General features: G+C 61.9%; 24 protein-coding genes and 1 other RNA gene. 7 read left to right on the top strand and 18 right to left on the bottom strand.

The genetic code is table 11. The features are described 5' to 3' along the window. Nucleotides 1-3 precede the first annotated feature (3 nt). From mraY to rsmI, 9 genes are all read right to left on the bottom strand, one after another. Nucleotides 4-1,086 (bottom strand): phospho-N-acetylmuramoyl-pentapeptide-transferase, encoded by a 1,083-nt coding sequence (mraY, locus tag UB48_RS12320; protein ID WP_036996790.1) that lies wholly within the window; start codon nucleotides 1,084-1,086, stop codon nucleotides 4-6. Next, on the bottom strand, nucleotides 1,086-2,456 hold the full coding sequence (murF, locus tag UB48_RS12315; protein WP_045197320.1) for a UDP-N-acetylmuramoyl-tripeptide--D-alanyl-D-alanine ligase: 1,371 nt from the start codon (nucleotides 2,454-2,456) through the stop codon (nucleotides 1,086-1,088). The genes mraY and murF overlap by 1 nt, the downstream gene beginning before the upstream one ends. Continuing rightward, entirely contained in the window at nucleotides 2,449-3,912 is a 1,464-nt protein-coding gene (locus tag UB48_RS12310; RefSeq protein WP_045197317.1) for a UDP-N-acetylmuramoyl-L-alanyl-D-glutamate--2,6-diaminopimelate ligase, read from the bottom strand. The genes murF and UB48_RS12310 overlap by 8 nt, the downstream gene beginning before the upstream one ends. Beyond that, entirely contained in the window at nucleotides 3,912-5,645 is a 1,734-nt protein-coding gene (locus tag UB48_RS12305) for a penicillin-binding protein 2 (protein WP_176794319.1), read from the bottom strand. The genes UB48_RS12310 and UB48_RS12305 overlap by 1 nt, the downstream gene beginning before the upstream one ends. Beyond that, complete coding sequence (ftsL, locus tag UB48_RS12300; RefSeq protein ID WP_045197313.1) at nucleotides 5,645-5,938, bottom strand: cell division protein FtsL; 294 nt, start codon at nucleotides 5,936-5,938, stop codon at nucleotides 5,645-5,647. Before ftsL ends, UB48_RS12305 begins: the two co-directional genes overlap by 1 nt. Continuing rightward, on the bottom strand, nucleotides 5,935-6,876 hold the full coding sequence (rsmH, locus tag UB48_RS12295) for a 16S rRNA (cytosine(1402)-N(4))-methyltransferase RsmH (RefSeq protein ID WP_156160200.1): 942 nt from the start codon (nucleotides 6,874-6,876) through the stop codon (nucleotides 5,935-5,937). The genes ftsL and rsmH overlap by 4 nt, the downstream gene beginning before the upstream one ends. Nucleotides 6,877-6,878: 2 nt before the next feature. Further along, nucleotides 6,879-7,334: a division/cell wall cluster transcriptional repressor MraZ gene (mraZ, locus tag UB48_RS12290; protein WP_010220775.1), complete on the bottom strand. Its 456-nt coding sequence runs from the start codon at nucleotides 7,332-7,334 to the stop codon at nucleotides 6,879-6,881. 309 nt (nucleotides 7,335-7,643) lie between these two features. After that, an RNA gene (gene rnpB / locus UB48_RS27100) (RNase P RNA component class A) lies at nucleotides 7,644-8,003 on the bottom strand. A gap of 67 nt (nucleotides 8,004-8,070) precedes the next feature. Continuing rightward, nucleotides 8,071-8,946 carry a 16S rRNA (cytidine(1402)-2'-O)-methyltransferase gene (rsmI, locus tag UB48_RS12285; RefSeq protein ID WP_045197308.1) on the bottom strand — a complete coding sequence of 292 codons (876 nt, stop codon included), beginning with the start codon at nucleotides 8,944-8,946 and terminating at the stop codon, nucleotides 8,071-8,073. Between the two features lie 186 nt (nucleotides 8,947-9,132). On the opposite strand from rsmI, the gene UB48_RS12280 reads away from it, so the two are divergent. From UB48_RS12280 to UB48_RS12260, 5 genes are all read left to right on the top strand, one after another. After that, on the top strand, nucleotides 9,133-10,953 hold the full coding sequence (locus UB48_RS12280) for a penicillin-binding protein activator (protein ID WP_045197306.1): 1,821 nt from the start codon (nucleotides 9,133-9,135) through the stop codon (nucleotides 10,951-10,953). Beyond that, the gene (locus tag UB48_RS12275) at nucleotides 10,953-11,324 is read left to right on the top strand and encodes a YraN family protein (RefSeq protein ID WP_045197304.1); all 372 of its coding nucleotides are present in this window, start codon (nucleotides 10,953-10,955) and stop codon (nucleotides 11,322-11,324) included. The genes UB48_RS12280 and UB48_RS12275 overlap by 1 nt, the downstream gene beginning before the upstream one ends. A 134-nt stretch (nucleotides 11,325-11,458) precedes the next feature. Next, nucleotides 11,459-12,052 carry a phosphoheptose isomerase gene (locus UB48_RS12270; protein ID WP_026001179.1) on the top strand — a complete coding sequence of 198 codons (594 nt, stop codon included), beginning with the start codon at nucleotides 11,459-11,461 and terminating at the stop codon, nucleotides 12,050-12,052. Beyond that, nucleotides 12,049-12,627 carry a BON domain-containing protein gene (locus tag UB48_RS12265; protein ID WP_045197297.1) on the top strand — a complete coding sequence of 193 codons (579 nt, stop codon included), beginning with the start codon at nucleotides 12,049-12,051 and terminating at the stop codon, nucleotides 12,625-12,627. Before UB48_RS12270 ends, UB48_RS12265 begins: the two co-directional genes overlap by 4 nt. A gap of 54 nt (nucleotides 12,628-12,681) precedes the next feature. Beyond that, nucleotides 12,682-12,900 carry a YgdI/YgdR family lipoprotein gene (locus UB48_RS12260; RefSeq protein WP_045197295.1) on the top strand — a complete coding sequence of 73 codons (219 nt, stop codon included), beginning with the start codon at nucleotides 12,682-12,684 and terminating at the stop codon, nucleotides 12,898-12,900. Between the two features lie 50 nt (nucleotides 12,901-12,950). On the opposite strand, the gene UB48_RS12255 is transcribed toward UB48_RS12260, so the two are convergent. The 7 genes from UB48_RS12255 to rplM all read right to left on the bottom strand — a co-directional run bounded on the left by UB48_RS12255 (nucleotide 12,951) and on the right by rplM (nucleotide 17,815). Continuing rightward, nucleotides 12,951-13,379 carry a ClpXP protease specificity-enhancing factor gene (locus UB48_RS12255; RefSeq protein ID WP_045197293.1) on the bottom strand — a complete coding sequence of 143 codons (429 nt, stop codon included), beginning with the start codon at nucleotides 13,377-13,379 and terminating at the stop codon, nucleotides 12,951-12,953. Nucleotides 13,380-13,396: 17 nt separating this feature from the next. Further along, complete coding sequence (locus UB48_RS12250) at nucleotides 13,397-14,014, bottom strand: glutathione S-transferase N-terminal domain-containing protein (RefSeq protein ID WP_010220766.1); 618 nt, start codon at nucleotides 14,012-14,014, stop codon at nucleotides 13,397-13,399. Nucleotides 14,015-14,132: 118 nt separating this feature from the next. Further along, the gene (locus UB48_RS12245) at nucleotides 14,133-14,912 is read right to left on the bottom strand and encodes a cytochrome c1 (protein ID WP_010220765.1); all 780 of its coding nucleotides are present in this window, start codon (nucleotides 14,910-14,912) and stop codon (nucleotides 14,133-14,135) included. Next, nucleotides 14,912-16,123 (bottom strand): cytochrome bc complex cytochrome b subunit, encoded by a 1,212-nt coding sequence (locus tag UB48_RS12240; RefSeq protein ID WP_045197292.1) that lies wholly within the window; start codon nucleotides 16,121-16,123, stop codon nucleotides 14,912-14,914. The genes UB48_RS12245 and UB48_RS12240 overlap by 1 nt, the downstream gene beginning before the upstream one ends. After that, complete coding sequence (gene petA, locus UB48_RS12235) at nucleotides 16,123-16,716, bottom strand: ubiquinol-cytochrome c reductase iron-sulfur subunit (protein WP_010220763.1); 594 nt, start codon at nucleotides 16,714-16,716, stop codon at nucleotides 16,123-16,125. The genes UB48_RS12240 and petA overlap by 1 nt, the downstream gene beginning before the upstream one ends. A 263-nt stretch (nucleotides 16,717-16,979) precedes the next feature. Beyond that, nucleotides 16,980-17,372, bottom strand: coding sequence for a 30S ribosomal protein S9 (gene rpsI, locus UB48_RS12230; RefSeq protein ID WP_038998850.1), 393 nt, complete (start codon nucleotides 17,370-17,372; stop codon nucleotides 16,980-16,982). Nucleotides 17,373-17,386: 14 nt separating this feature from the next. Then, nucleotides 17,387-17,815 (bottom strand): 50S ribosomal protein L13, encoded by a 429-nt coding sequence (rplM, locus tag UB48_RS12225; RefSeq protein ID WP_010220758.1) that lies wholly within the window; start codon nucleotides 17,813-17,815, stop codon nucleotides 17,387-17,389. A 252-nt stretch (nucleotides 17,816-18,067) separates the two neighbouring features. Between rplM and UB48_RS12220 the strand changes: the two genes are divergently transcribed. Next, nucleotides 18,068-19,108 carry an NADP(H)-dependent aldo-keto reductase gene (locus UB48_RS12220; RefSeq protein WP_045197290.1) on the top strand — a complete coding sequence of 347 codons (1,041 nt, stop codon included), beginning with the start codon at nucleotides 18,068-18,070 and terminating at the stop codon, nucleotides 19,106-19,108. A gap of 190 nt (nucleotides 19,109-19,298) precedes the next feature. Then, the gene (locus tag UB48_RS12215) at nucleotides 19,299-20,219 is read left to right on the top strand and encodes a GlxA family transcriptional regulator (RefSeq protein WP_177329159.1); all 921 of its coding nucleotides are present in this window, start codon (nucleotides 19,299-19,301) and stop codon (nucleotides 20,217-20,219) included. Between the two features lie 125 nt (nucleotides 20,220-20,344). On the opposite strand, the gene zapE is transcribed toward UB48_RS12215, so the two are convergent. Then, nucleotides 20,345-21,439 carry a cell division protein ZapE gene (gene zapE / locus UB48_RS12210; RefSeq protein WP_045197288.1) on the bottom strand — a complete coding sequence of 365 codons (1,095 nt, stop codon included), beginning with the start codon at nucleotides 21,437-21,439 and terminating at the stop codon, nucleotides 20,345-20,347. 82 nt (nucleotides 21,440-21,521) lie between these two features. Then, a complete protein-coding gene (locus tag UB48_RS12205; protein ID WP_045197286.1) occupies nucleotides 21,522-22,871 on the bottom strand; it encodes a tryptophan--tRNA ligase in 1,350 nt (449 codons plus the stop codon). Nucleotides 22,872-22,881 lie beyond the last annotated feature (10 nt).

Raw genomic sequence — 22,881 nt, 5'->3', positions numbered from 1 at the left:
TTTCTACCTCAGTTTCAGGGTGGCAAGGCCGATCAGCACCAGAATCACGGTGATGATCCAGAAGCGGACGATCACCCGAGGCTCGGGCCAACCCTTGAGTTCAAAGTGGTGGTGGATCGGCGCCATGCGGAACACGCGCTTGCCGGTCAACTTGAAGGAGGCCACCTGAATCACCACCGACAGGGTCTCCATGACGAACACACCGCCCATGATGAACAGGACGATTTCCTGGCGCACGATCACCGCGATCGTGCCCAGTGCGGCGCCCAGTGCCAGGGCACCGACGTCGCCCATGAACACCTGGGCCGGATAGGTGTTGAACCACAAAAAGCCCAGGCCGGCACCGATCAGCGCGCCACAGAACACGATCAGTTCGCCTGCGCCCGGTACATAAGGGATCAGCAGGTATTCAGCGAATTTCACGTTACCCGACAGGTAGCAGAAGATGCCCAGGGCGCCGCCGACCATGACTGTTGGCATGATCGCCAGGCCATCGAGGCCGTCGGTGAGGTTCACCGCGTTGCTGGAGCCAACGATGACGAAGTAGGTCAGGACGACGAAACCGATACCCAACGGGATGGTGACATCCTTGAGCATCGGCACGATCAGGGTGGTTTCGACGCTGGTCGGCGCGGTCATGTAAAGGAAGATCGCCGCGCCCAGGCCGAACACCGACTGCCAGAAATACTTCCAGCGACTCGGCAGGCCGCGCGAGTTCTTCTCGATCACCTTGCGGTAGTCATCGACCCAGCCGATAGCGCCGAACAGCAGGGTGACGATCAGCACCACCCAGACATAACGGTTGGTCAGGTCGGCCCACAGCAGGGTGCTGATGCCGATGGCCGACAGGATCAGTGCGCCACCCATGGTCGGGGTGCCGGATTTGGACAGGTGCGATTGCGGGCCGTCGTTACGAACGGCTTGACCGATCTGGCGAATCTGCAGGGTACGAATCATCCATGGGCCCAGCCACAGGGCCAGCGACAACGCGGTCAGTACACCCAGAATCCCGCGCAGGGACAGGTACTGAAAGACCGCGAAGCCTTTGTAGAACTGTTGCAGATACTCAGCCAGCAGCAGCAGCATTAATGTTTCTCCCCGCTGGAACCGCACAAAGCCGCCACGACGTTCTCCATCGCAGCGCTGCGCGAACCCTTGATCAAAATAGTGGTGTTGGTGGCCTGTTCGGCGGCGCGAACGGCGTCGATCAGGTCAGCTTGATTAGCGAAATGTCGGGCATTGGTACCGAACGCAGCTACCGCGTGGGCCATGTTGGTGCCCACCGCATAGAGTGCCGAAACCTTGTCTTTGGCGTACTCGCCTACCTGCCGATGCCCTTCCTCAGCCCACTGGCCCAATTCGCCGATATCCCCGAGCACCAGGACGGTGCGGCCGGAAAAGCCGGCGAGTATATCAACGGCAGCGCACATCGAGGTGGGGTTTGCGTTGTAAGTGTCATCAATCACCCGCACACCGTTGGCCGTCATCTGCACCACAGTGCGGCCCTTGACCGGTTGCACGGCATTGAGGCCCTGGACGATACCGTCCAGGGTCAGACCAAAGGCATGCGCGGCAGCGGCGGCCGCCAGTGCGTTGGCCACGTTGTGGGTGCCCAGCAGGTTGAGCTGGATCCGCGCCACGCCCAGCGGGCTGTGCAGGTCGAACGATGGGCAACCGCGCGGGTCGTGGGCAATGCTGCCGGCGTGGAAATCAGCACCGGCGTTGTTCAGGGCGAAGGTCAGCACCCGGCGATTACCGGCGCGCTGTTTCCAGATGGCGAAGGCTTTGTCATCAAGGTTCAATACGGCCACGCCATCCTGACCCAGACCTTCGAGGATCTCGCCCTTGGCTTCGACAATCTTCTCTGGCCCGCCGAACTCGCCGACATGAGCAGTTCCGGCATTGTTGATCAACGCGACCTGCGGCTTGGTCAGGCCGACGGTGTAGGCAATTTCACCGATGCGCGAGGCGCCCAGCTCGATCACCGCCGCGGTGTGTTCCGGAGCCAGTTCGAGCAGGGTCAGCGGTGCGCCAAAATCGTTGTTGAGGTTGCCACGGGTGGCCAGCACCGGGCCACGGGTGCGCAGGATGCTGGCAAGCATCTCCTTGACCGTGGTCTTGCCGCTGGAGCCGGTAATGGCGGCGACCGGCTTGTCGAAAGCGGCGCGGTTCAACGCGCCGAGCTGGCCCAGGGCCAGGCGGGTATCGGCAACCACCAACTGCGCCAGGCTGCTGCCCGGCACTTCGCGCTGCACCAGGGCGGCGACCGCGCCTTTGCCAGCAACGTCATTCAAGTAATCGTGGCCGTCAAAACGCGGCCCGGCCAGGGCAACGAAAAGCTGCCCGGCGGTGATGGCACGGCTGTCGATGCTGACGCCATTGAAGGTTGCATCCTGACCGTGCAGGCGGCCGTTGAGCGGCGCCCTCAGTTGGCTGAGGGACAATGGCTTAAGCATGGGCAGCCTCCCACACGGCCAGGGCCTTCTCGGCTTCAACCAGGTCGGAGAAGTCGTGGCGCTCGCCGTTGATTTCCTGATAATCCTCATGCCCCTTGCCGGCCAGGACGATGACATCGTCAACGCCGGCGCTGGCAATCAGTTGAGCGATGGCGGCACCGCGGCCGGCAACGAATTCGACCGCATCGGCCTGGGCAAAACCCGGGCGGATGTCGGCGAAGATCTGCTGCGGGTCTTCAGTGCGCGGGTTGTCGTCGGTAACCAGCACGCGGTCAGCCAGGCGCTCGGCAACTTCGGCCATCAGCGGCCGCTTGCCGCGATCGCGATCGCCGCCGCAACCGAACAGGCACAGCAACTGGCCCTTGGCGTGCGGGCGCAACGCTTGCAGCACCTGCTCCAGGGCATCGGGGGTATGCGCGTAATCGACCACCACCAGCGGCTTGCTGCCGCCGCCCAGGCGCTGCATGCGCCCGACCGGGCCTTCCAGCGCCGGGGTGACCTTGAGAATTTCGTCCAGCGGGTAATCCAGCGCCAGCAAGGTGCCGACCGCCGCGAGCATGTTGCTCAGGTTGAAGCGCCCGAGCAGGCGGCTGCGCAGCGCGTGCTCACCCTGGGCGGTGACGATCACGGCGCGCACGCCATCATCATCGAAATGCGCTTCGCGGCAGTACAGCGACGCGGCCGAATCCTTGAGGCTGTAGCTGATCAGGCGCGACTCGCCCTGCCCGGCTGCCAGGCGCCGGCCAAAATCGTCATCGAGGTTGACCACCCGGCAACGCAGGTTCGGCCAGGCGAACAGGCGCGCCTTGGCGTCTTCGTAAGCCTGCATGCTGCCGTGGTAGTCGAGGTGATCACGGGACAGGTTGGTCATCACCGCAATATCGAATGCCAGAGCCGCGACCCGGCCCTGGTCCAGGGCATGGGAAGAGACTTCCATGGCCACGGCCTTGGCCCCGGCCTTTTTCAGGTCGCTCAGGGTCGCCTGCACGGCGATCGGGTCCGGCGTGGTCAGGCGACCGCTTTGCAGGGCGCCATAGAAACCGGTCCCGAGGGTGCCGATCAGGCCACAGTGCTGGCCGAGCTGGTCCAGCGCCTGGGCTACCAGCTGGGTGACGCTGGTCTTGCCGTTGGTGCCGGTGACGCCGACCAGGTCGAGCAGGCGGCTCGGCTCGCCGTAGAAACGCCCGGCGATGTCCGACAGTTGCGCGGCCAGGCCCTTGACCGGGATCAACGGCACCTCGGCGATCGGCAGCACGGTGGCGCCTTCGGCTTCATAGGCGACCGCCGCCGCACCGCGCTTGAGCGCGTCGGCAATGTGTTCACGGCCATCCATGCGCGTACCCGGCACCGCCAGGAACAGGTCGCCCGGGCGCACGTTGCGGCTGTCCAGGGTCAGTTCGCGGATCGACGGATCGCGGCTGGCCTGGGTAAAAAGCTTGCTCAATGGCATTGTCATCAACCGCGTCCTCCCTTGACCGGTGCAGCGTTGACTTGCTGCGTAGGTGTTGCCGGCGGCAGGTTGTCCGGCGGAATGTTCATCAGGCGCAGGGTGCCGGACATGACTTTGCTGAACACCGGCGCCGATACCAGGCCACCGAAGTAGCCGCCCTTGCTCGGCTCATCGATGACCACGACCACGGCATAGCGCGGGTCGCTCATCGGCCCGAAGCCGGCGAACAGCGAACGGTACGAATTCTCGGTGTAACCCTTGGAACCGATAGTGGCTTTACGCGCGGTGCCCGACTTGCCACCCACGTGGTAGAACGGCACCTGGGCGCGGAACACCCCGCGCGGCGCCTCGATAACCTGCTGGACCATGCCCTGGATGGTCTCGGCGACTTCCTTGGGCACGACCTGGGTAGACTCCGGCGCCTTGTCGACCTTGAGGATGCTCAGCGGCACCATCTTGCCGTCGTTGGCCAGCGCGGCGTAGGCATGCACCAGTTGCAGCGCGGTCACCGACAGGCCGTAGCCGTAGGACAGGGTCGCGGTCTCGGCCTTGCGCCACTCGCGGTGGTTGGGCAGGTTGCCGACGCGTTCGCCCGGGAAGCCCAGGCCGGTGTACTGGCCAAGCCCCAGCTGGGACATGACCCGGTAGATCGATTCGCCACCGATATCGAAGGCAATCTTGCTCATGCCGACGTTACTGGAGTTGATCAGGATGCCGGTCAGGTCAAGGATCGGCCCTTCGCTGCGCGATACGTCGCGAATGGTGTAGCGGCCCAGTTGCAGGGTGCCCGGGTAGACCTCGACCTTGTCGGTCGGCTTCCAGCGCCCGCTCTGCAGGGCCGCGCTCATGGACAGCGGCTTGACCGTCGAACCTGGCTCGAACACGTCGATGATCGCCCGGTTACGCATGGCCGCCGGGAACATGCTGCGGCGGTTGTTGGGGTTGTAGGTCGGCTGGTTGACCATGGCCAGCACTTCGCCGGTCTTGACGTCGAGGATCACCAGGCTGCCGGCCTTGGCTTCCTGTTCGGCAATGGCGTTGCGCAACTCGCGGGTGGCCAGGTATTGCAGGCGCAGGTCGATCGACAACGCCAAGGTCTTTCCGGCCTTGGCGTTTTTGGTTACCTGGATGTCCTTGATCAGCCGGCCGCGCCGGTCCTTGATCACCTGTCGCTTGCCGGGCACGCCGGCCAGCCATTCATCGTAGGCCAGCTCCACGCCTTCGCGGCCATGGTCGTCGAGGTCGGTAAAGCCGACCATGTGCGCGGCGACATCGCCGGCCGGGTAGAAACGACGGAATTCCTCGATGCCATAGACACCGGGGACTTTAAGATCGAGCACCACCTGGCCCTGCTCCGGGGTCAGGCCGCGGACCAGGTAGATGAACTCCTTGCTGGCCTGCTGTTCCAGGCGCGCCGCCAGTTGCTGCGGATTCTGCTTGAGCGCGGCAGCCAGGGCCGGCCAGCGGTCCTTGGCAGCCTGCATTTCTTTCGGGTTGGCCCACAGGGTGGTCACCGGGGTACTGACGGCCAGCGGCTCGCCATTACGGTCGGTGATCAGCCCGCGGTGCGCAGGAATAGGAATATGTCGCAGGCTGCGGGCATCGCCCTGGCCCTTGAGGAAGTCACGGTCGACCACCTGCAGGTCGATGATGCGCCAGGCAATCGCGCCGACCATCAGTGCCAGCAGGGCGATGACCACGCGGAACCGCCATGGGTAGAGTGCGCCTTCAAGTTTCATCATGGCGCCACCATCCGTACTTCGTCAGCGGCCGGAATACGCATTTTCAGCTGTTCGCTGGCAAGGTTCTCGATACGGCTGTGGGCCGTCCAGGTGCTCTGCTCGAGAATCAGTCGGCCCCACTCGGCCTGGGCCTTGTCGCGCTCGCTGAGTTCGCCGTACAGGGTGTTGAGCAACTGACGGTTCCAGTGCGCGCTGTAGGACACCGCCACCGAAGAAACGAGCACGCCAATGAACAGCAGAAGCATCAGGAAGCTTCCGCCTGGCAAAGGCTTGGCGAACAAACGGCTCACCGCAGTTTCTCGGCGACGCGCATGACCGCGCTACGCGAACGTGGGTTGGCCTTGAGCTCGGCTTCGGAAGCGAACTGGGCCTTGCCGTGGACCTTGATCTTCGGCTCGAAGTGCTTGTGCTGGACCGGCAGGTTGCGCGGCAGGTTGTCGGCCTCACCCTTGACCAGCTTGCGCATGAACAGTTTGACGATGCGGTCTTCCAGCGAGTGGAAGCTGATCACCACCAGGCGCCCGCCGACTTCCAGCGCTTCGAGCGCAGCCTCAAGGCCGGCCTCAAGATCACCGAGTTCGTTGTTGACGTGAATGCGCAGGCCCTGGAAGGCACGGGTTGCCGGGTTCTTGCCCTTTTCCCAGGCCGGGTTGGCAACCTTGAGCACTTCGGCAAGGTCAGCGGTGCGGGTAAACGGTATTTCTTCACGGCGCAGCACCACGGCACGGGCCATGCGCTTGGCAAAGCGCTCTTCGCCGTATTCCTTGAACACCCGGGCGATTTCTTCTTCCGGCGCAGTGGCGATGAACTCGGCAGCGCTGACGCCGCGAGTCGGGTCCATGCGCATGTCCAGCGGGCCGTCGTTGAGGAAGCTGAAGCCGCGCTCAGGGTCGTCCAGCTGTGGCGACGAGACGCCCAGGTCGAGCAGGATGCCGCTGACCTTGCCGGCCAGGCCGCGCTCGGCAACTTCGGCGCCCAGCTCGGCAAAACTGCGCTGCACAATGACAAAGCGGCCGTCTTCGGCCGCCAGCGCTTGCCCGGTGGCAATCGCTTGTGGGTCCTTGTCAAAACCCAGCAGCCGGCCCTGCGGCCCGAGCTTGCTGAGGACTAACCGGCTATGCCCGCCGCGCCCGAAGGTGCCATCCAGATAGCAGCCATCGGCGCGTACGGCGAGAGCCTCGACGGCTTCGTCAAGCAGTACGGTGATGTGGTTAAAGCCGCTATCTATAGTCACAGGATCAAATCACGCAGTTCATCAGGCATGGCGCCCGGTTGTTGGATAGCTGCGAGGTCGGCTGCCGAAACCGCGTTCCAGGCATCCTCGTCCCACAGCTGAAATTTGTTCAGTTGCCCCACCAGCATTGCCTTCTTGTCGAGCTTGGCGTACTCGCGCAAACGCGGCGGCACCAGGAAACGCCCACTGCCATCAAGCTCAAGATCCACCGCGTTGCCGATCAGCAAACGCTGCAGGCGGCGGTTCTCTTCACGCAATGACGGCAAGGCGCGCAACTTGGCTTCAATCAGCTCCCACTCATCGAGCGGGTACACACATAAACAGGGATCAACCGCATCGATGGTCACGATCAACTGCCCGGAACTACGCGAATCGAGCTCGTCACGGTACCGGCTCGGCATTGCGAGACGGCCCTTTGCGTCGAGGTTGATGGCGTTGGCTCCGCGGAACACGGCTGCGATTCCCCACAATGTTAGCGTTTTTGTGTCAGAAAACCCACTTCATGCCACTTTCTGCCACTTGCGCACACTATAGGAATCCGCCTACCACACCGTCAAGGCACGCTTATAAGGAAATCCCTTACAGATCGGAGATTTAGCGCGCACAGAGAAGATAGAAGGACAATTCGGAAGGGATTTTGACGAAAAAACTCAAACCCACTCAGACGGATAGAGAGCGAAGTTAAAGTAATTTATTAAGAGTAAGATTTTTTCGGTATTACCAGCACGCATCTGCTATCGATTCAAGCAGGAGGGGAAGAGGTGGAGAGTCGATCTGTAAGCCGGGTTCTGTCGAGGACAGTCATTCCTCTACGACGGCCATCACTGGACGCCTTTAGCAACCTACCCGGTTCCAACGCGGGCCGCGCCATATGGAACCCTATTTGGTCTTGCTCCGAGTGGGGTTTACCTAGCCATGAACTGTTGCCAGTCATGCGGTGCGCTCTTACCGCACCTTTTCACCCTTACCGGCACCGAAGTGCTTAGGCGGTTATTTTCTGTGGCACTTTCCGTAGGCTCGCGCCCCCCAGGCATTACCTGGCACTCTGCCCTATGGAGCCCGGACTTTCCTCCCCCCTCTATTGCGGAACAATAGAAGGCAGCGACTGTCCAATCGACTCTCCGCCGCAAAGGTTAACGGTAGCGGGCGCCAAGAACAAGCGATAAAACCGATAATAGCACTATAACATCAGTGGGCTTTCTGTTTTTCCAGTGCCGCCTGGTACAGCAGGTTCTTGCGCACCCCGGTGATTTCCGCCGCCAGCGCAGCGGCGCGCTTGAGCGGCATTTCCGCCAGCAGCAGGTCGAGAATACGCATTGCCTCGCTGCTGACCGCCTGCTCGTCTTCCGGCGCGGTATAGCCCGCCACCAGCACCACACACTCGCCACGCTGCTGATTGCTGTCAGCCTCGACGAAGGCGCGCAGCTCGGCCAGCGGCAGACCCTTGAGGGTCTCGAAGGTTTTGGTCAGCTCGCGGGCCAGCAACGCCGGGCGCTCGCCACCGAACACCTCTTCCATGTCCTGCAGGCACTCGAGAATCCGGTGTGGTGCTTCATAGAAGATCAGCGTACGCGGCTCTTCCTTTACCTGACTCAGGCGCGCGCGACGTCCTACAGCCTTGGCTGGCAGGAAGCCTTCGAAGATGAACCGGTCCGACGGCAGGCCAGCGGCCGACAGCGCCGCGATCAGCGCGCAGGCACCGGGCACCGGCACCACGGCGATGCCGGCGGCGCGGGCCTGGCGTACCAGGTGATAGCCAGGATCGGAAATCAGCGGCGTACCGGCGTCGGAAATCAGCGCGACGTTGTCGCCCGCCAGCAAACGGGTGATAAAACGACTGCCCTCATCACGCTCGTTGTGCTCGTGGCAGGCAGCCAGCGGCGTGTTGATACCAAAGTGCTGCATCAGACGAATGGAGTGACGGGTGTCTTCGGCGGCGATCAGCGCCACATCACCGAGTATTTTGAGTGCCCGGGCACTCATGTCATCCAGGTTGCCGATCGGCGTGGCCACCACGTAAAGCGTGCCCGAAGTGGATTGGGAAGCCCCTGGAACATCAGTCACTGCACACACCTGTCGTCATGATCAAAGCGCCATTGTAGCCCGAGAGTCGGCAACATTGGGCAATCAGGATTGCCGCAAAGCGGCGTTCCAGCACCTATATTGAAGGATTAACGCCAGCAAGATCGCGCCCCGGCCAGCGCTTGGGTACAATTGCCAGTTAATTTGATCGAGTAACAGGACCCTTACATGATCGCTTGCCTGCGGCTGTTCACAGCCCTTTGCCTCGCCGCCCTGCTGGCAGCCTGCGCCAGCTCGCCCTCGTCGAGCCTCGGCGAACTGCCGCGCACACCGGATGCCAGCATCGAGCAACTGCTTGAACAGGCCACCACCAGCAAGACGCCGGAGCAAGCTGCACTGTTGCGCCTGAGCGCCGCCGACCTGGCCTACAAGCAAAAGGACAATGCCCGCGCCGCGCGCATCCTCGAGCAGGTGCCGCTGGAGCAGCTCAAACCGGCCCAGCAGATCTTCGCCAGCACCCTGGCGGCAGAACTGGCCATGAGCCGCAACCAGCCGAAAATGGCCCTGGCCGCCTTGAGCCACCCAAGCCTGGCGCGCCTCAACGAGCTGCCGGAAGATCAACAGATCCGTACCCGCAGCGTGCATGCCGCAGTGCTGGAAGCCAACGGCCAGCCACTGGCCGCCGCCCAGGAGCGCGCGCAATTGACGCCGCTACTCAAGGGCGATGCTGCCAACGCCAACAACGACGCGATCTGGAACCTGGTAGCCGCCACCCCGCGCGATCAGCTCAATAACCTCAGCAGCGGCACCGACACCATGGCCGGCTGGGCCAGCCTGGCCCTGGCGGTAAAAGGCGCCGGCACCGTCGAGCAGCAACAAGCCGCCATCGACGCCTGGCGCGCCCAGCACGCCGATCACCCGGCCGCCGCCCAGCTGCCACCGTCGCTGATCAAGCTGATGGAGCTGACCAGCCAGCCGCTGACCAAAATCGCCCTGCTGCTGCCACAGGAAGGCCAGCTGGCCGGCGTTGCCCGCGCCCTGCGTGACGGTTTCATGGCCGCGCACTTCCAGGCCCAGCAAGCCGGCCAGAAGCCGCCGACCATCGAAGTCTTCGACAGCTCGCGACTGACCTCGCTGGACGACTTCTACCGCCAGGCCCAGGCCTCTGGCGTGCAACTGGTGGTTGGCCCGCTGGAAAAACCGCTGGTGAAAAAGCTCGCCGCCTACCCGCAATTGCCGATCACCACCCTCGCCCTGAACTACAGCGACGCCGGCCAGAAAGGCCCGGAGCAGCTGTATCAGTTCGGCCTCGCCGCCGAAGACGAAGCCCGTGAAGTGTCGCGCCGCGCCCGCGCCGACGGCATGGTGCGCGCCGTCGCCCTGGTGCCGAAAGGCGAATGGGGCGACCGCGTGCTCAAGGCCTTCCGCCAGGACTGGGAAGCCAACGGTGGCAGCCTGCTGGCTGCCCAGCACATCGACCAGCCGGTAGCCCTGGCCCAGCAGATCGCCGAGCTGTTCCAGCTGCGCCAGAGCGAAGGCCGCGCCAAGAGCCTGCAAAGCACCGTCGGTGGCGCCGTATCGGCCCAGCCGTCGCGCCGCCAGGACATCGACTTCATCTTCCTTGCCGCCACCCCGCAGCAAGGCCAGCAGATCAAGCCGACCCTGAACTTCCAGTACGCTGGCGACGTACCGGTGTATGCCACCTCGCACGTTTACAGCGCCAGCGGCGACGTCAACCAGTACCGCGACCTCACCGGCGTGCGCTTTTGCGATACTCCATGGCTGCTCGACAGCGGCAACCCGTTGCGCCAGCAGGTAGAACGTCAGTGGCCACAAGCGGCCGGCAGCCTCGGCCGCCTGTACGCCATGGGCATCGACGCCTTCAGCCTGGCACCACGCCTGGGCCAGCTGCGCGCGCTGCCGGAAAACCGCATTGACGGCCTGTCCGGCAGCCTGAGCATGAACGAGAACCAGCGCATCGAGCGGCAACTGCCGTGGGCCGAGTTCACCGGCGGCCAAATCAAACGCCTGCCCGACACCCCACGCTGATGCCCGACAGTTCGCGCCAACAGGCCGGCCAGGCCGCCGAACGGCAAGCTCTTGAATACCTTCAAGGGCAAGGCCTGCGGCTGCTGGCGCAGAACTGGCGATGCAAACGCGGCGAGCTTGATCTGGTCATGCTCGACAGCGATACAGTAGTATTCGTCGAAGTCCGCTACCGGCTGCACGCGGATTTTGGCGGTGCGCTCGCCAGTATCGACGGGCGCAAGCAGGACAAACTGGTGCTAGCCGCCGAGTCTTTTCTGCAAAAGGAAACACGCTGGGCCAACCACCCCTGCCGTTTCGATGTCATCGCCTTGCAAGGCAGAGGCCATTCGGGCCCACCGCTGGACTGGCTGAAAAATGCCTTCGAGTGCTGAACCCGCCACTGCCCTGCGCCATTACCCCTACAACTTTTTTGCTCTTTGCTTCACGGGCTGCACAGTCATGTGCCGGGACCTTTTTTGTATACTCCCGACGCGCCCGGCCAGCCGCCCTACTTAAGGTCACACTGATGGACATGCAATCCCGAATTCGCCAGCTTTTTCAGGCCAGCATCAACACCAAGCAACAGGCGATGGAAGTCCTTGCACCACACATCGAGCAAGCCAGTCAGGTCATGGTCAATGCGCTGCTCAACGAGGGCAAGATGCTTGCCTGCGGCAACGGCGGCTCGGCCGGCGATGCCCAGCACTTTTCTTCCGAACTGCTCAACCGCTTCGAGCGTGAGCGCCCGAGCCTGCCGGCCATCGCCCTGACCACCGACAGCTCGACCATCACCTCGATCGCCAACGACTACAGCTACAACGAAATATTCTCCAAGCAGATCCGCGCCCTGGGCCAGCCCGGCGATGTGCTGCTGGCGATTTCGACCAGCGGTAACTCGGCGAACATTATTCAGGCGATCCAGGCCGCACATGATCGCGAAATGATTGTCGTAGCTCTGACCGGGCGCGATGGCGGCGGCATGGCCTCGCTGCTGCTGCCTGAAGACGTCGAGATTCGCGTACCGGCCAACGTCACCGCACGTATCCAGGAAGTCCACCTGCTGGCGATCCACTGCCTCTGCGACCTGATCGACAGCCAACTGTTCGGGAGTGAAGAATGACCCCTAACCGCCTCGGCCTGATGGCCCTGACCCTGTGCCTGAGCCTCACCGGTTGCAGCTCGGTGCTCACCGCCACCCGCGACAAGCCGATCGAGGACGACCGCGGCACCCGCACCTTCGGCAGCAAGATCGATGACTCGCTGATCGAAACCAAAGTCGCGGTGAACGTCGCCAAGGCCAGCCCTGACCTGGACAAGAACTCGCACATTGTCGTCAGCAGCTTCAACGGCATCGTCCTGCTCGCCGGGCAAACCCCGCGCGCCGACCTCAAGGGCCTGGCCGAACAGGCTGCCGGCCAGGTCCAGCGGGTGAAAAAGGTGCATAACGAGCTGCAGGTGCTGCCGCCCTCCTCGATCCTGGCGCGCAACAACGACGCCTGGCTGACCACCAAGATCAAGACCCAGATGCTCACCGACAGCAACATTCCCGGTTCGCGCATCAAGGTCATCACCGAAAACGGCATCGTCTACATGCTCGGCCTGCTGACCCAGCAGGAAGCCTCGCGCGCCACCAACCTGGTGCAGGGCGTGTCGGGCGTGCAGAAGATCGTCAAGCTGTTCGAATACATCGACTGATAAACCCATCGCGGGGCAGGCGCCCCGCGATCCAACCATCCTTAGGAAGTCCCCATGAAAAACGGCCTGCTGCCAACCTTGCTGATTGGCGCCTTCGCCACCCTGGCCGGCTGCTCCACCCCAACCCAGATCACCCTCAACGACGGCCGCGAATTCCAGGCAGTCGACGCGCCGCACTACGACCGCGCAGCCGGCTTCTACGAGTTCAAGCAGCTCGATGGCAAGGTGATCAAGGTCAACAAGGACCAGGTCCGCACCATCACCGACCTGTAATCCAGGCCGGCAGACACAAAAAAGGCGATCCATGCGGATCGCCTTTTTTGTTACTTGACCACCTTCAAGCTCGGACGCCCGCTTGGCCGCGGCGGCTGGCCGCCGGCAGGCGGACCGTCGTCATCCGGCTCGACGCTGTCGTCTTCTTCATCTTCATCATCGAGCAGCGGCGGCTCGAGTTCGAAGACCATACCCTGGCCGTTTTCCCGGGCATAAATACCGAGGATGGCACCGGCAGGCACGAACAGGGTGTGAGCAACGCCGCCAAAGCGGCCCTCGAAGCTCACAGCCTCGTTATCCATGTGCAGGTGACGTACGGCACTGGGTGAGATGTTGAGGACGATCTGGCCGTCACTGGCGAAGCTCTGGGGTACCTGGACGGCCGGGTATTCGGCGTTGACCAGCATATGCGGTGTGCAGTCGTTGTCCACGATCCACTCATAGAGTGCACGTACCAAATAGGGGCGACTGGAGTTCATCGACAGCTCCTTAAAACCTAGCGCATTTCACGTTCAGCAGCGGACAGGCTTGCCTGGAAGGCTTCGCGGGCAAACTGTCGCTCCATGTAGTCGAGCAACGGCTTGGCCGGCCGCGGCAGTTCGATACCCAACACCGGCAAACGCCAGAGTATGGGCAATAGACAACAATCGACCAGACTTTGCTCCTCACTCAAGAAACAAGGCTTGTCGGCAAACAACGGCGACACTCCGGTCAGGCTCTCGCGCAGCTCCTTGCGCGCCTGTACCCGTGCCGGCTCCTTGCTGCGCGGGTCGAGTATCAGGTCGACCAGCGCACACCAGTCGCGCTGGATACGGTGGATCAGCAGGCGACTGTTGGCCCGCGCCACCGGATACACCGGCAACAATGGCGGGTGCGGGTAACGTTCATCGAGGTATTCCATCACCACGGTCGACTCGTACAACGCCAGGTCGCGATCGACCAGGGTTGGCACGCTGCCATAGGGGTTCACTTCAACCAGCTTGGGCGGAAGGCGACCAGGATCGACGTTGATGATCTCGACACTGACACCCTTCTCGGCGAGAACGATGCGCACCCGATGAGAATAATGGTCAGCGGGGTCGGAGTAGCAGGCTAACCGGTTGGTCACGCCCATAGTGGTCCTCCTCGCGTATGAATTTATAAATGCTGCAAATGCAAACGCGCCCTGCGAGCGCCCCTGTGATTCCAGAGGCGCCCCAGGGCGCGTTCAACTACCAGAAACTACTGCGTGATCAGTGCACGTCCTTCCAGTATTCGCGCTTGAGCAGATAAGCGAATACGAAGAAGAAGGCCAGATACAGCAGCACATAGGTACCGATGCGCTGGCTTTCCAGTTTGACCGGGTTAGCCGAGTAGGCCAGGAAGGTCACCAGGTTCTTGACCTTCTCGTCGAACTGCTCTGGCGTCAGGGTACCGGATTTCGGCTCCACGGTCAGCTGGTCGCATGCTTCATGAGTCAAAGGCGAGCCGGTCAGCGGGTCGTATTGCTTCTTGCCATCGACCACGGTCTGCACTTGCTTGCAGCCAATCACCTGGTTGCCCTGCAGGCCAACCAGCACGTTAGGCATGCCGACGTTGGGGAAAACCTTGTTGTTCACCCCGTACGGACGCGACTTGTCCTCATAGAAACTACGCAGGTAGCTGTACAGCCAGTCGGTACCACGGACCCGGGCAACCAGGGTCAGGTCAGGCGGCGCAGCACCGAACCAGGTCTTGGCATCTTCAGGCTTCATGCCGATCTTCATGTGGTCGCCAATCTTGGCGCCGGTGAACACCAGCTTCTCGAGCATCAGCTCGTGAGGAATGCCCAGGTCGTCAGCCACGCGCTCGTAACGCTGGAACTTGGCGCTATGGCAACCCATGCAATAGTTGGCGAAGGTGCGTGCGCCGTCCTGCATGGCGGCCTTGTCGGTCAGGTCGATATCGACCTTGTCCAGCTCCAGGCCGTGTTCGGCGGCGAAGGTGAACGCGGGCATCACTGCCAGAATCAATACTGCAAATAGCTTTTTCATCAGCCAGTCACCCTTTCCGGAACCGGTTTGGTCTTCTCGAGCCGGGTGTAGAACGGCATCAGAAGGAAGTAGGCGAAATACAGGAAGGTGCATACCTGCGACAGCAGCGTACGGCCCGGGGTAGGGGCCAGAACGCCGAGCACACCGAGGATCACGAACGAGATGCAGAACACTAGCAGCCAGACCTTGCTCATCCAGCCCTTGTAGCGCATGGACTTGACCGGGCTGCGATCCAGCCACGGCAGGACGAACAGCACGGCGATCGCGGCGCCCATGGCAATTACACCGAGCAGCTTGTCCGGAACGGCGCGCAAGATCGCGTAGAACGGAGTGAAGTACCAGACCGGGGCAATGTGCTCAGGGGTCTTGAAGGCGTTGGCCTGTTCGAAGTTCGGTTTTTCCAGGAAGTAACCGCCCATTTCCGGGAAGAAAAACACGATGGCGCAGAACACGAAGAGGAACACGACGACGCCGACGATATCCTTCACGGTGTAGTAAGGGTGGAACGCGATACCGTCCAGCGGCACGCCGTTCTCATCCTTGTGCTTCTTGATGTCGACACCGTCCGGGTTGTTCGAACCGACTTCGTGCAGCGCCAGGATATGCAGCACCACCAGGCCGAGAATGACGATCGGCAGGGCCACCACGTGCAGGGCGAAGAAGCGGTTCAGGGTGATGCCGGAGATCAGGTAGTCACCGCGGATCCACTGGGTCAGGTCGTCGCCGATCACCGGAATGGCGCCGAACAGCGAGATGATCACCTGGGCACCCCAGTAGGACATCTGGCCCCATGGCAGCAGGTAGCCCATGAACGCTTCGGCCATCAGCGCCAGGTAGATCAGCATGCCGAACACCCAGACCAGTTCGCGAGGCTTCTGGTACGAGCCGTACAGCAGGCCGCGGAACATGTGCAGGTAGACGACGATGAAGAACGCCGAGGCGCCGGTGGAGTGCAGGTAGCGCAGGATCCAGCCGTATTCGACGTCACGCATGATGTATTCGACCGAGGCGAACGCCTCTTCGGCCGAAGGGGTGAAGCTCATGGTCAGCCACACGCCGGTGACGATCTGGTTGACCAGGACCAGCAGGGCCAGGGAGCCGAAGAAATAGAAGAAGTTGAAGTTCTTCGGTGCGTAATACTTGCTGAGATGGTCTTCCCACATCTTGGTCGCGGGGAAGCGGGCGTCAACCCAATCCATGAACTTACTCATCACGCGTTCTCCTGATCGACGCCGACGACAATGATGTCGTCCGACTCATAAGAGTGCGGCGGCACTGGCAGATTGAGCGGCGCCGGCTGGGATTTGTAGACGCGGCCAGCCAGGTCGTAGTGGGAGCCGTGGCACGGGCAGAAGTAGCCACCGACCCACTTCGGACCCAGGTCGACAGGTGCCACTTCCGGACGGAAGGTCGGCGAGCAGCCCAGGTGGGTGCACAGGCCGACCAGCACGAGGATTTCCGGCTTGATCGAGCGGTTCGACGGATCGACGTAAGTGGGTTGAACCGAAGCCTTGGACTCTGGGTCGGAGAGGTCGCCGGTGATCTTCTTGAGGTTACCGAGGATCTCCTCGGTACGACGGACGATGAACACCGGTTGGCCGCGCCACTCAGCAATCATCTGCTGACCAGGCTCTACCTTGGCGATATTGACCTTCACCGGTGCACCCGCGGCTTTCGCCTTGGCACTGGGGAACCATGACCCTACGAACGGGACCGCAGCCCCCACCGCTCCTGCAGCACCCACCACGGACGTGGCTGCTACGAGGAAGCGACGCCGGCCTGCATTGACGCCGTCATTGCTCATTCAGTCCTCTCCCATCAGCTTTATGGCCTGTTGCAACAGGCATCTACTAAGTAATTTCTGAACTGCTAAAAATTTGCCGCATGGTAATGAAAAGACCCTTCTCTGACAAGGTGATTAGCCTTGTGCCACCCCGCTATCCCTTGTAACTCTTGACTTGCGTCTATGCGGCAAGTTGTCACAGTAAACAACAGCATAGTTATTCAAGACATAAAAAAAGCCCGGTTCCACCAGGAACCGGGCTTTTTTTGAACGCCGAAGCGAAATTAACGCTTGGAGTACTGAGGACGCTTACGTGCTTTACGCAGACCCACTTTCTTACGCTCGACTTCACGAGCGTCGCGGGTGACGTAGCCAGCTTTGCGCAGAGCGCCACGCAGGGTTTCGTCGTAGTCCATCAGTGCACGGGTGATACCGTGACGGATTGCACCGGCCTGGCCGCTGACACCACCACCGATAACGGTGACGTAGATGTCGAACTTTTCGGTGGTCTCGGTCAGTTCCAGCGGCTGGCGTACTACCATGCGCGCGGTTTCACGACCGAAGAACACGTCCAGAGAACGGTTGTTGATGGAGATGTTACCGGTACCTGGACGCAGGAAAACGCGAGCGGTTGCGGTCTTGCGACGGCCAGTGCCGTAATTTTGAGTCGCCGACATAATGAACTATTCCGTTAAATCTTCAGTTCTTGGGGCTGCTGAGCAGTATGAGGGTGAGTAGCGCCCGCATAGACTTTCAGCTTACGGTACATGTCGCGACCCAGTGGGTTCTTAGGCAGCATGCCTTTAACCGCGGTCTCGATCACGCGCTCTGGGGCCTTGGCGATCAACTTCTCGAAGTTGATTTCCTTGATACCGCCCGGGAAGCCGGAGTGGGAGTAGTACATTTTGTCCGAAGTCTTGGCACCAGTGACACGAACCTGCTCGGCGTTGATGACGACGATGTAGTCGCCGGTGTCAACGTGAGGAGTGTACTCTGGCTTGTGCTTGCCACGCAGACGGCTCGCGATCTCAGTGGCCAGACGACCCAGGGTCTTGCCAGCAGCGTCAACGACGAACCAGTCGCGCTTTACTGTTTCCGGTTTAGCAGTAAAAGTTTTCATTCTTTATAGCCTCAGGGGCCGCCCAGCGAAAATAAGACGGCAGATCTTACTGGATAGTGCGCACCTTGACAAGTCAAGGACACAGCCGCACACGGACGCTATCGGGGGCTCGGGTCAGCGCGTCCAATATTCGGCAGGGTTCTTCTATGGAGCGGGGCATCACTCCCGCTGCACGGAGAGGGGCTGAATTATCCAGATTGCGAAAAAAAATTCAACCTGCTTTTATGCTTCTTTTAGACAGGAAGCAGTCGAATGGACTATCGCCAGCTGGGCCGAACCGACCTCAACGTCAGCGCCCTGTGCCTTGGCAGCATGACCTGGGGCGAGCAGAACGACCAGACCCAGGCCTTCGCCCAGATCGAACGGGCCAAGGCCGCCGGGATCAATTTCATCGATACCGCCGAGATGTACCCCGTCCCTCCCCGCCCGGAAACCTACGCCGCCACCGAGCGCATGATCGGTAACGGGTTCAAGCAGCGCGGCGATCGCGCCCAGTGGATCCTGGCCAGCAAGGTGGCCGGCCCCGGCAACGGCATCAACCATATCCGCGACGGCCTGCTCAAGCACAACCGCCAGCACATCGTCGCCGCCCTGGACGACAGCCTCAAGCGCCTGCAGACCGACTGGATCGACCTCTACCAGTTGCACTGGCCAGAGCGCAGCACCAACTTCTTCGGCAAGCTGGGTTACCAGCATGCGCCGCAAGACCTGTTCACCCCGCTGGAAGAAACCCTCGAAGTGCTCGACGAGCAGGTCAAGGCCGGCAAGATCCGCCACATCGGCCTGTCCAACGAAACCCCGTGGGGCACCATGAAGTTCCTGCAGCTGGCCGAAAGCCGCGGCTGGAGCCGCGCGGTGTCGATCCAGAACCCCTACAACCTGCTCAACCGCAGCTTCGAAGTGGGCCTGGCGGAAATCGCCATCCGCGAACAGTGCGGCCTGCTGGCCTACTCGCCCCTGGCTTTCGGCATGCTCTCGGGCAAGTACGAAAACGGCGCACGCCCGGCCGCGGGCCGCCTGACCCTGTTCAGCCGCTTCTCGCGCTACTCCAACCCGCAAACCGTGGCTGCCTGCAGCCGCTACGTGAAGCTGGCCCGCGACCATGGCCTGGACCCGGCGCAAATGGCCCTGGCCTTCGTCACCCGCCAGCCGTTCGTGACCAGCAACATCATCGGTGCCACCACCCTCGAGCAACTGGACAGCAACCTGGCAAGCGCCGACCTCAAGCTCAGCGACGAGCTGCTGGCGGCCATCGAGGCCATCCATCAGGACCAGCCCAACCCCGCGCCCTGAGACGCAATCCCGGTTCCCATCAACAAGGTGGGAACCGAGGGTAGACACAATCGCCAAAAAATAAGACGATCCAGCCGGTGATTGACCACTCTACCCTATAAGAATAAAGAAAATGATGTTTACCCAACCCACGGCGTCCTTGCGGCGCGTCAGTATCCTGGCCATCGACAATGTCTTCGCATCGACCCTGATGCAGGCCAAGGATTTCTTCCATCTCGCCAGCCTGCGCTACAGCAAGCAGTTGGGCCTGGGCCTGCAGCCGATGTTCGAAACCCGCCTGGTGAGCCCTGACGGCCAGCCTGTGCGCAGCTTCAGCGAAGTGATGCTGCCGGTCGACAGCGGCCTGGAGCAGGCCGACATCATCATCCTGCCGGCGTTCTGGGACGATTTCGATGCCCTCTGCCAGCGCTACCCGCAAGTATTGCCCTGGCTACGCGAGCAACACGCCCGCGGCGCCGTGCTCTGCGGCGAGGCCAGCGGCGTGTTCTGGCTGGCCGAAGCCGGGTTGCTCGACGGCAAGGAGGCGACCACCTACTGGCGCTTCTTCAGCCAGTTCGAAGAGCGCTTCCCCAAGGTCAGCCTCAACCAGGACAAGCACCTGACCGACGCCGACAACCTCTATTGCGCCGGCGGCACCACCTCGGCCTGCGACCTGTACATCTACCTGATCGAGCGTTTCTGCGGGGCCAACGTCGCGCAAGCGGTGGCCCGTGACATCCTCTACGAAGTACAGCGCAACTACACCCCGGGGCGCATGGGCTTTGGCGGGCAGAAACTGCACCAGGACTTGATCATCCTGCAGATCCAGCACTGGCTCGAAGAACATTTCGCCGACAAGTTCCGCTTCGAGGACGTGGCCCGCAACCACGGCATGAGCATCCGCAACTTCATGCGCCGCTTCCAGAGCGCCACCGGCGACAAGCCGCTGCACTACCTGCAACGGCTGCGGATCGAAACGGCCAAGGGATTGCTGTCGGGCACACGCAAAAGCATCAAGACCATCAGCTATGAAGTTGGTTATGACGATGCGAGTTTCTTTGCCCGGTTGTTCAGGCAGCACACAGAGTTGTCGCCGAATCAGTATCGGCAGCAGTTTATGCAGGAGGCCTGAAAGGCCTCCTCAGCTTCAAGCCTCAAGCTTCAAGCGGCAAGCAAGAGCAAGAGCAGGATCAAGAGCAGCGCGCGGTTGGCTCTTGATCCTGCTTGCAGCTTGAAGCTTGAAACTTGCAGCTGCTTTTAAGGCTTATGCGCCCGCGACAGGAATTCGTGGGACTGCATTTCCAGCAGGCGGCTCAGGGTGCGCTGGAACTCGAAGGTCAGGCGACCACCGGTGTACAGGTCCTTGAGTTCAACCTCGGCCGAGATGATCAGCTTGACGTTGCGGTCATAGAACTCGTCGACCATGTTGATGAAGCGTCGGGCGATGTCGTCGGTGGCGACGCTCATCTGCTCGACGCCGCTGAGCAGCACGGCATGGAAGATCTTGCCCAGTTCGATGTAGTCGTTCTGGCTGCGCGGGCCGTCGCACAGTTCGCGGAATTCGAACCAGGCCACGTCGTCACAGGTACGCAGGGCGCGGATTTCGCGGTTCTCGATCACCAGCACATCGTTCTCGACCGCCTGGGTGCATTCCGGTGTCAGTGCCTTGAAGCTTTTGCGCAGGCTTTCGTGCGCCGCTTCGTCGAGCGGGAAGTGGAACAGCTCGGCTTGTTCCAGGTGCCGCAGGCGATAGTCGACGCCGCTGTCGACGTTGACGATCTCGGTGTTCTGCTTGATCAGGGCAATCGCCGGCAGGAAGCGTGCGCGCTGCAGGCCGTCCTTGTACAGGCCGTCAGGGACGATGTTGGAGGTGGCCACCAGGGTCACGCCGTTCTTGAACAGCTCCTCCATCAGGGTGCCGAGGATCATCGCATCGGTAATGTCGGAGACGAAGAACTCGTCGAAGCAGATCACCCGGGCCTCGTCGGAGAAGCGCTTGGCGATGATGGTCAGCGGGTTCTTCTCGCCCTTGAGGGTTTTCATTTCCTCGTGGACGCGCTTCATGAAGCGGTGGAAGTGCGTGCGCACCTTCTGCTTGAACGGCAGCGCTTCAAAGAAGGTATCGACCAGGTAGGTCTTGCCGCGGCCTACCCCACCCCAGAAATACAAGCCCTTGACCGGTGCCTGGTCCTTCTTGCCGAACAACTTGCCGAACACACCCGGCTTGTTGTTCTGCGCCGCGATCAGATCGTCGTACAGGCGCTGCAGATGACGCACTGCAGTTTCCTGCGCCGCGTCATGGAAGAATTCGGGACGTTTCAGATCTGCTTGATATCGTTCTAGGGGCGTCATAATTCGTTAGCAAGGTAACAAAAACGGGCCGTCACTGTAGCGACGGCCCGGGATAATGGCAATCAGACTTCCGATAAGCCGTTCAGTCCTGCTGGGGCACCAGGGCCGCGCGCAGGGTTTCGATGGCGCTGTCGCGGGCGGCGCCGTCGGCAAACTGCGGGCCGTCGCCAACGCACTCACCTTCCAGCCACAGGCTGAAGCCCAGGCCTTCGTGGCGCACGTCAAGCTCGCCGCCCTGCTGCAGTTGCTTGCTCACAGCACCTGCGGTCTTGCCGTCGGCGAAGTTACGCGACAACAGCAGTTGCTCGCCATCGGCCGCCAGCAGGCGGAAGCGGAAGCTGCCGTCGTCTTCGCGGAAGCTGACAAAGCGCGCGGTCTTGGCCGCCTTCTTCTTGACCTGGGCAGTGGCCTGCTCGACGTTACGGAACGAGCGCAGGCCGACCGCTTCGCGCAGCTCCTCAAGGAACGGCGTGGCCACCTTGCGGGCTTTTTGCGCGCCGGCCAGGAGGATGTCCTCAAGGTCGGCCGGGCGGCTGATCAACTGGTGATAACGCTCGCGCGGCTCGCTCAGCTGGCCATCGAGCAACTGGAACAGGCGCTGCTTGGCTTCGCCCCAGCCCAGGCCCTGGAGCAGTTCGCTGCGAAACTCATCGGCCTGGGAGGCAGTGGCGAAGGCCTGGAACAGGGTGAACAGGTGCGCGTTGTCCGGATCCTTGGCTTCGCCCGGGGCGCGGGAGTCGGTGACGATGCGCGAGATGGCATCCTTCATGTCCTTGGCGCTGGTGAACAACGGGATGGTGTTGTCGTAGCTCTTGGACATCTTGCGCCCGTCCAGGCCCGGCAGGGTGGCGACGCTTTCTTCGATCAGCGCTTCGGGCATGGCGAAGAATTCCTTGCCCTGGCCGAACAGGTGGTTGAAGCGCTGGCCGATGTCGCGGGCCATTTCCACGTGCTGGATCTGGTCACGGCCGACTGGCACCTTGTTGGCGTTGAACATCAGGATGTCGGCGGCCATCAGTACCGGGTAGCTGTACAGGCCCATGCTGATGCCGGCATCCGGGTCTTCGCCGTTCTCGACGTTCTTGTCCACCGACGCCTTGTAGGCGTGCGCGCGGTTGAGCAGGCCCTTGGCCGCAACGCAGGTCAGCAGCCAGGTCAGCTCGGGAATCTCGGGGATGTCGGACTGACGATAGAAAGTCACTCGCTCCGGGTCCAGGCCACCGGCCAGCCAGGTCGCGGCGATTTCCAGGCGCGAGCGCTGGATGCGCTGCGGGTCGTCGCATTTGATCAGGGCGTGGTAGTCGGCCAGAAAATAGAACGAGTCGACACCCGGCTCACGGCTGGCGAGGATCGCCGGGCGGATGGCACCGGCGTAGTTGCCCAGGTGAGGCGTGCCCGTGGTGGTGATACCGGTAAGGATGCGCGTAGTCATGGGTAATCGC

Source organism: Pseudomonas sp. 2(2015), from assembly GCF_000955865.1.
Taxonomy (GTDB): domain Bacteria; phylum Pseudomonadota; class Gammaproteobacteria; order Pseudomonadales; family Pseudomonadaceae; genus Aquipseudomonas.
Note: the sequence above shows the minus strand (reverse complement) of the source record. Positions and strands in the feature narration are given on the sequence as shown.

Excerpts from the sequence above, each read along its gene's own strand:
- petA (WP_010220763.1), bottom strand. The coding sequence starts at position 16,716 with ATGAGCAATGACGGCGTCAATGCAGGCCGGCGTCGCTTCCTCGTAGCA.
- UB48_RS12205 (WP_045197286.1), bottom strand. The coding sequence starts at position 22,871 with ATGACTACGCGCATCCTTACCGGTATCACCACCACGGGCACGCCTCAC.
- UB48_RS12245 (WP_010220765.1), bottom strand. The coding sequence starts at position 14,912 with ATGAAAAAGCTATTTGCAGTATTGATTCTGGCAGTGATGCCCGCGTTC.
- rpsI (WP_038998850.1), bottom strand. The coding sequence starts at position 17,372 with ATGTCGGCGACTCAAAATTACGGCACTGGCCGTCGCAAGACCGCAACC.
- UB48_RS12265 (WP_045197297.1), top strand. The coding sequence starts at position 12,049 with ATGACCCCTAACCGCCTCGGCCTGATGGCCCTGACCCTGTGCCTGAGC.
- UB48_RS12260 (WP_045197295.1), top strand. The coding sequence starts at position 12,682 with ATGAAAAACGGCCTGCTGCCAACCTTGCTGATTGGCGCCTTCGCCACC.
- UB48_RS12280 (WP_045197306.1), top strand. The coding sequence starts at position 9,133 with ATGATCGCTTGCCTGCGGCTGTTCACAGCCCTTTGCCTCGCCGCCCTG.
- UB48_RS12305 (WP_176794319.1), bottom strand. The coding sequence starts at position 5,645 with ATGAAACTTGAAGGCGCACTCTACCCATGGCGGTTCCGCGTGGTCATC.
- UB48_RS12215 (WP_177329159.1), top strand. The coding sequence starts at position 19,299 with ATGCAGGCCAAGGATTTCTTCCATCTCGCCAGCCTGCGCTACAGCAAG.
- rplM (WP_010220758.1), bottom strand. The coding sequence starts at position 17,815 with ATGAAAACTTTTACTGCTAAACCGGAAACAGTAAAGCGCGACTGGTTC.
- UB48_RS12270 (WP_026001179.1), top strand. The coding sequence starts at position 11,459 with ATGGACATGCAATCCCGAATTCGCCAGCTTTTTCAGGCCAGCATCAAC.
- UB48_RS12240 (WP_045197292.1), bottom strand. The coding sequence starts at position 16,123 with ATGAGTAAGTTCATGGATTGGGTTGACGCCCGCTTCCCCGCGACCAAG.
- UB48_RS12275 (WP_045197304.1), top strand. The coding sequence starts at position 10,953 with ATGCCCGACAGTTCGCGCCAACAGGCCGGCCAGGCCGCCGAACGGCAA.
- UB48_RS12310 (WP_045197317.1), bottom strand. The coding sequence starts at position 3,912 with ATGACAATGCCATTGAGCAAGCTTTTTACCCAGGCCAGCCGCGATCCG.
- UB48_RS12255 (WP_045197293.1), bottom strand. The coding sequence starts at position 13,379 with ATGAACTCCAGTCGCCCCTATTTGGTACGTGCACTCTATGAGTGGATC.
- mraY (WP_036996790.1), bottom strand. The coding sequence starts at position 1,086 with ATGCTGCTGCTGCTGGCTGAGTATCTGCAACAGTTCTACAAAGGCTTC.
- murF (WP_045197320.1), bottom strand. The coding sequence starts at position 2,456 with ATGCTTAAGCCATTGTCCCTCAGCCAACTGAGGGCGCCGCTCAACGGC.
- UB48_RS12250 (WP_010220766.1), bottom strand. The coding sequence starts at position 14,014 with ATGGGCGTGACCAACCGGTTAGCCTGCTACTCCGACCCCGCTGACCAT.
- zapE (WP_045197288.1), bottom strand. The coding sequence starts at position 21,439 with ATGACGCCCCTAGAACGATATCAAGCAGATCTGAAACGTCCCGAATTC.
- UB48_RS12220 (WP_045197290.1), top strand. The coding sequence starts at position 18,068 with ATGGACTATCGCCAGCTGGGCCGAACCGACCTCAACGTCAGCGCCCTG.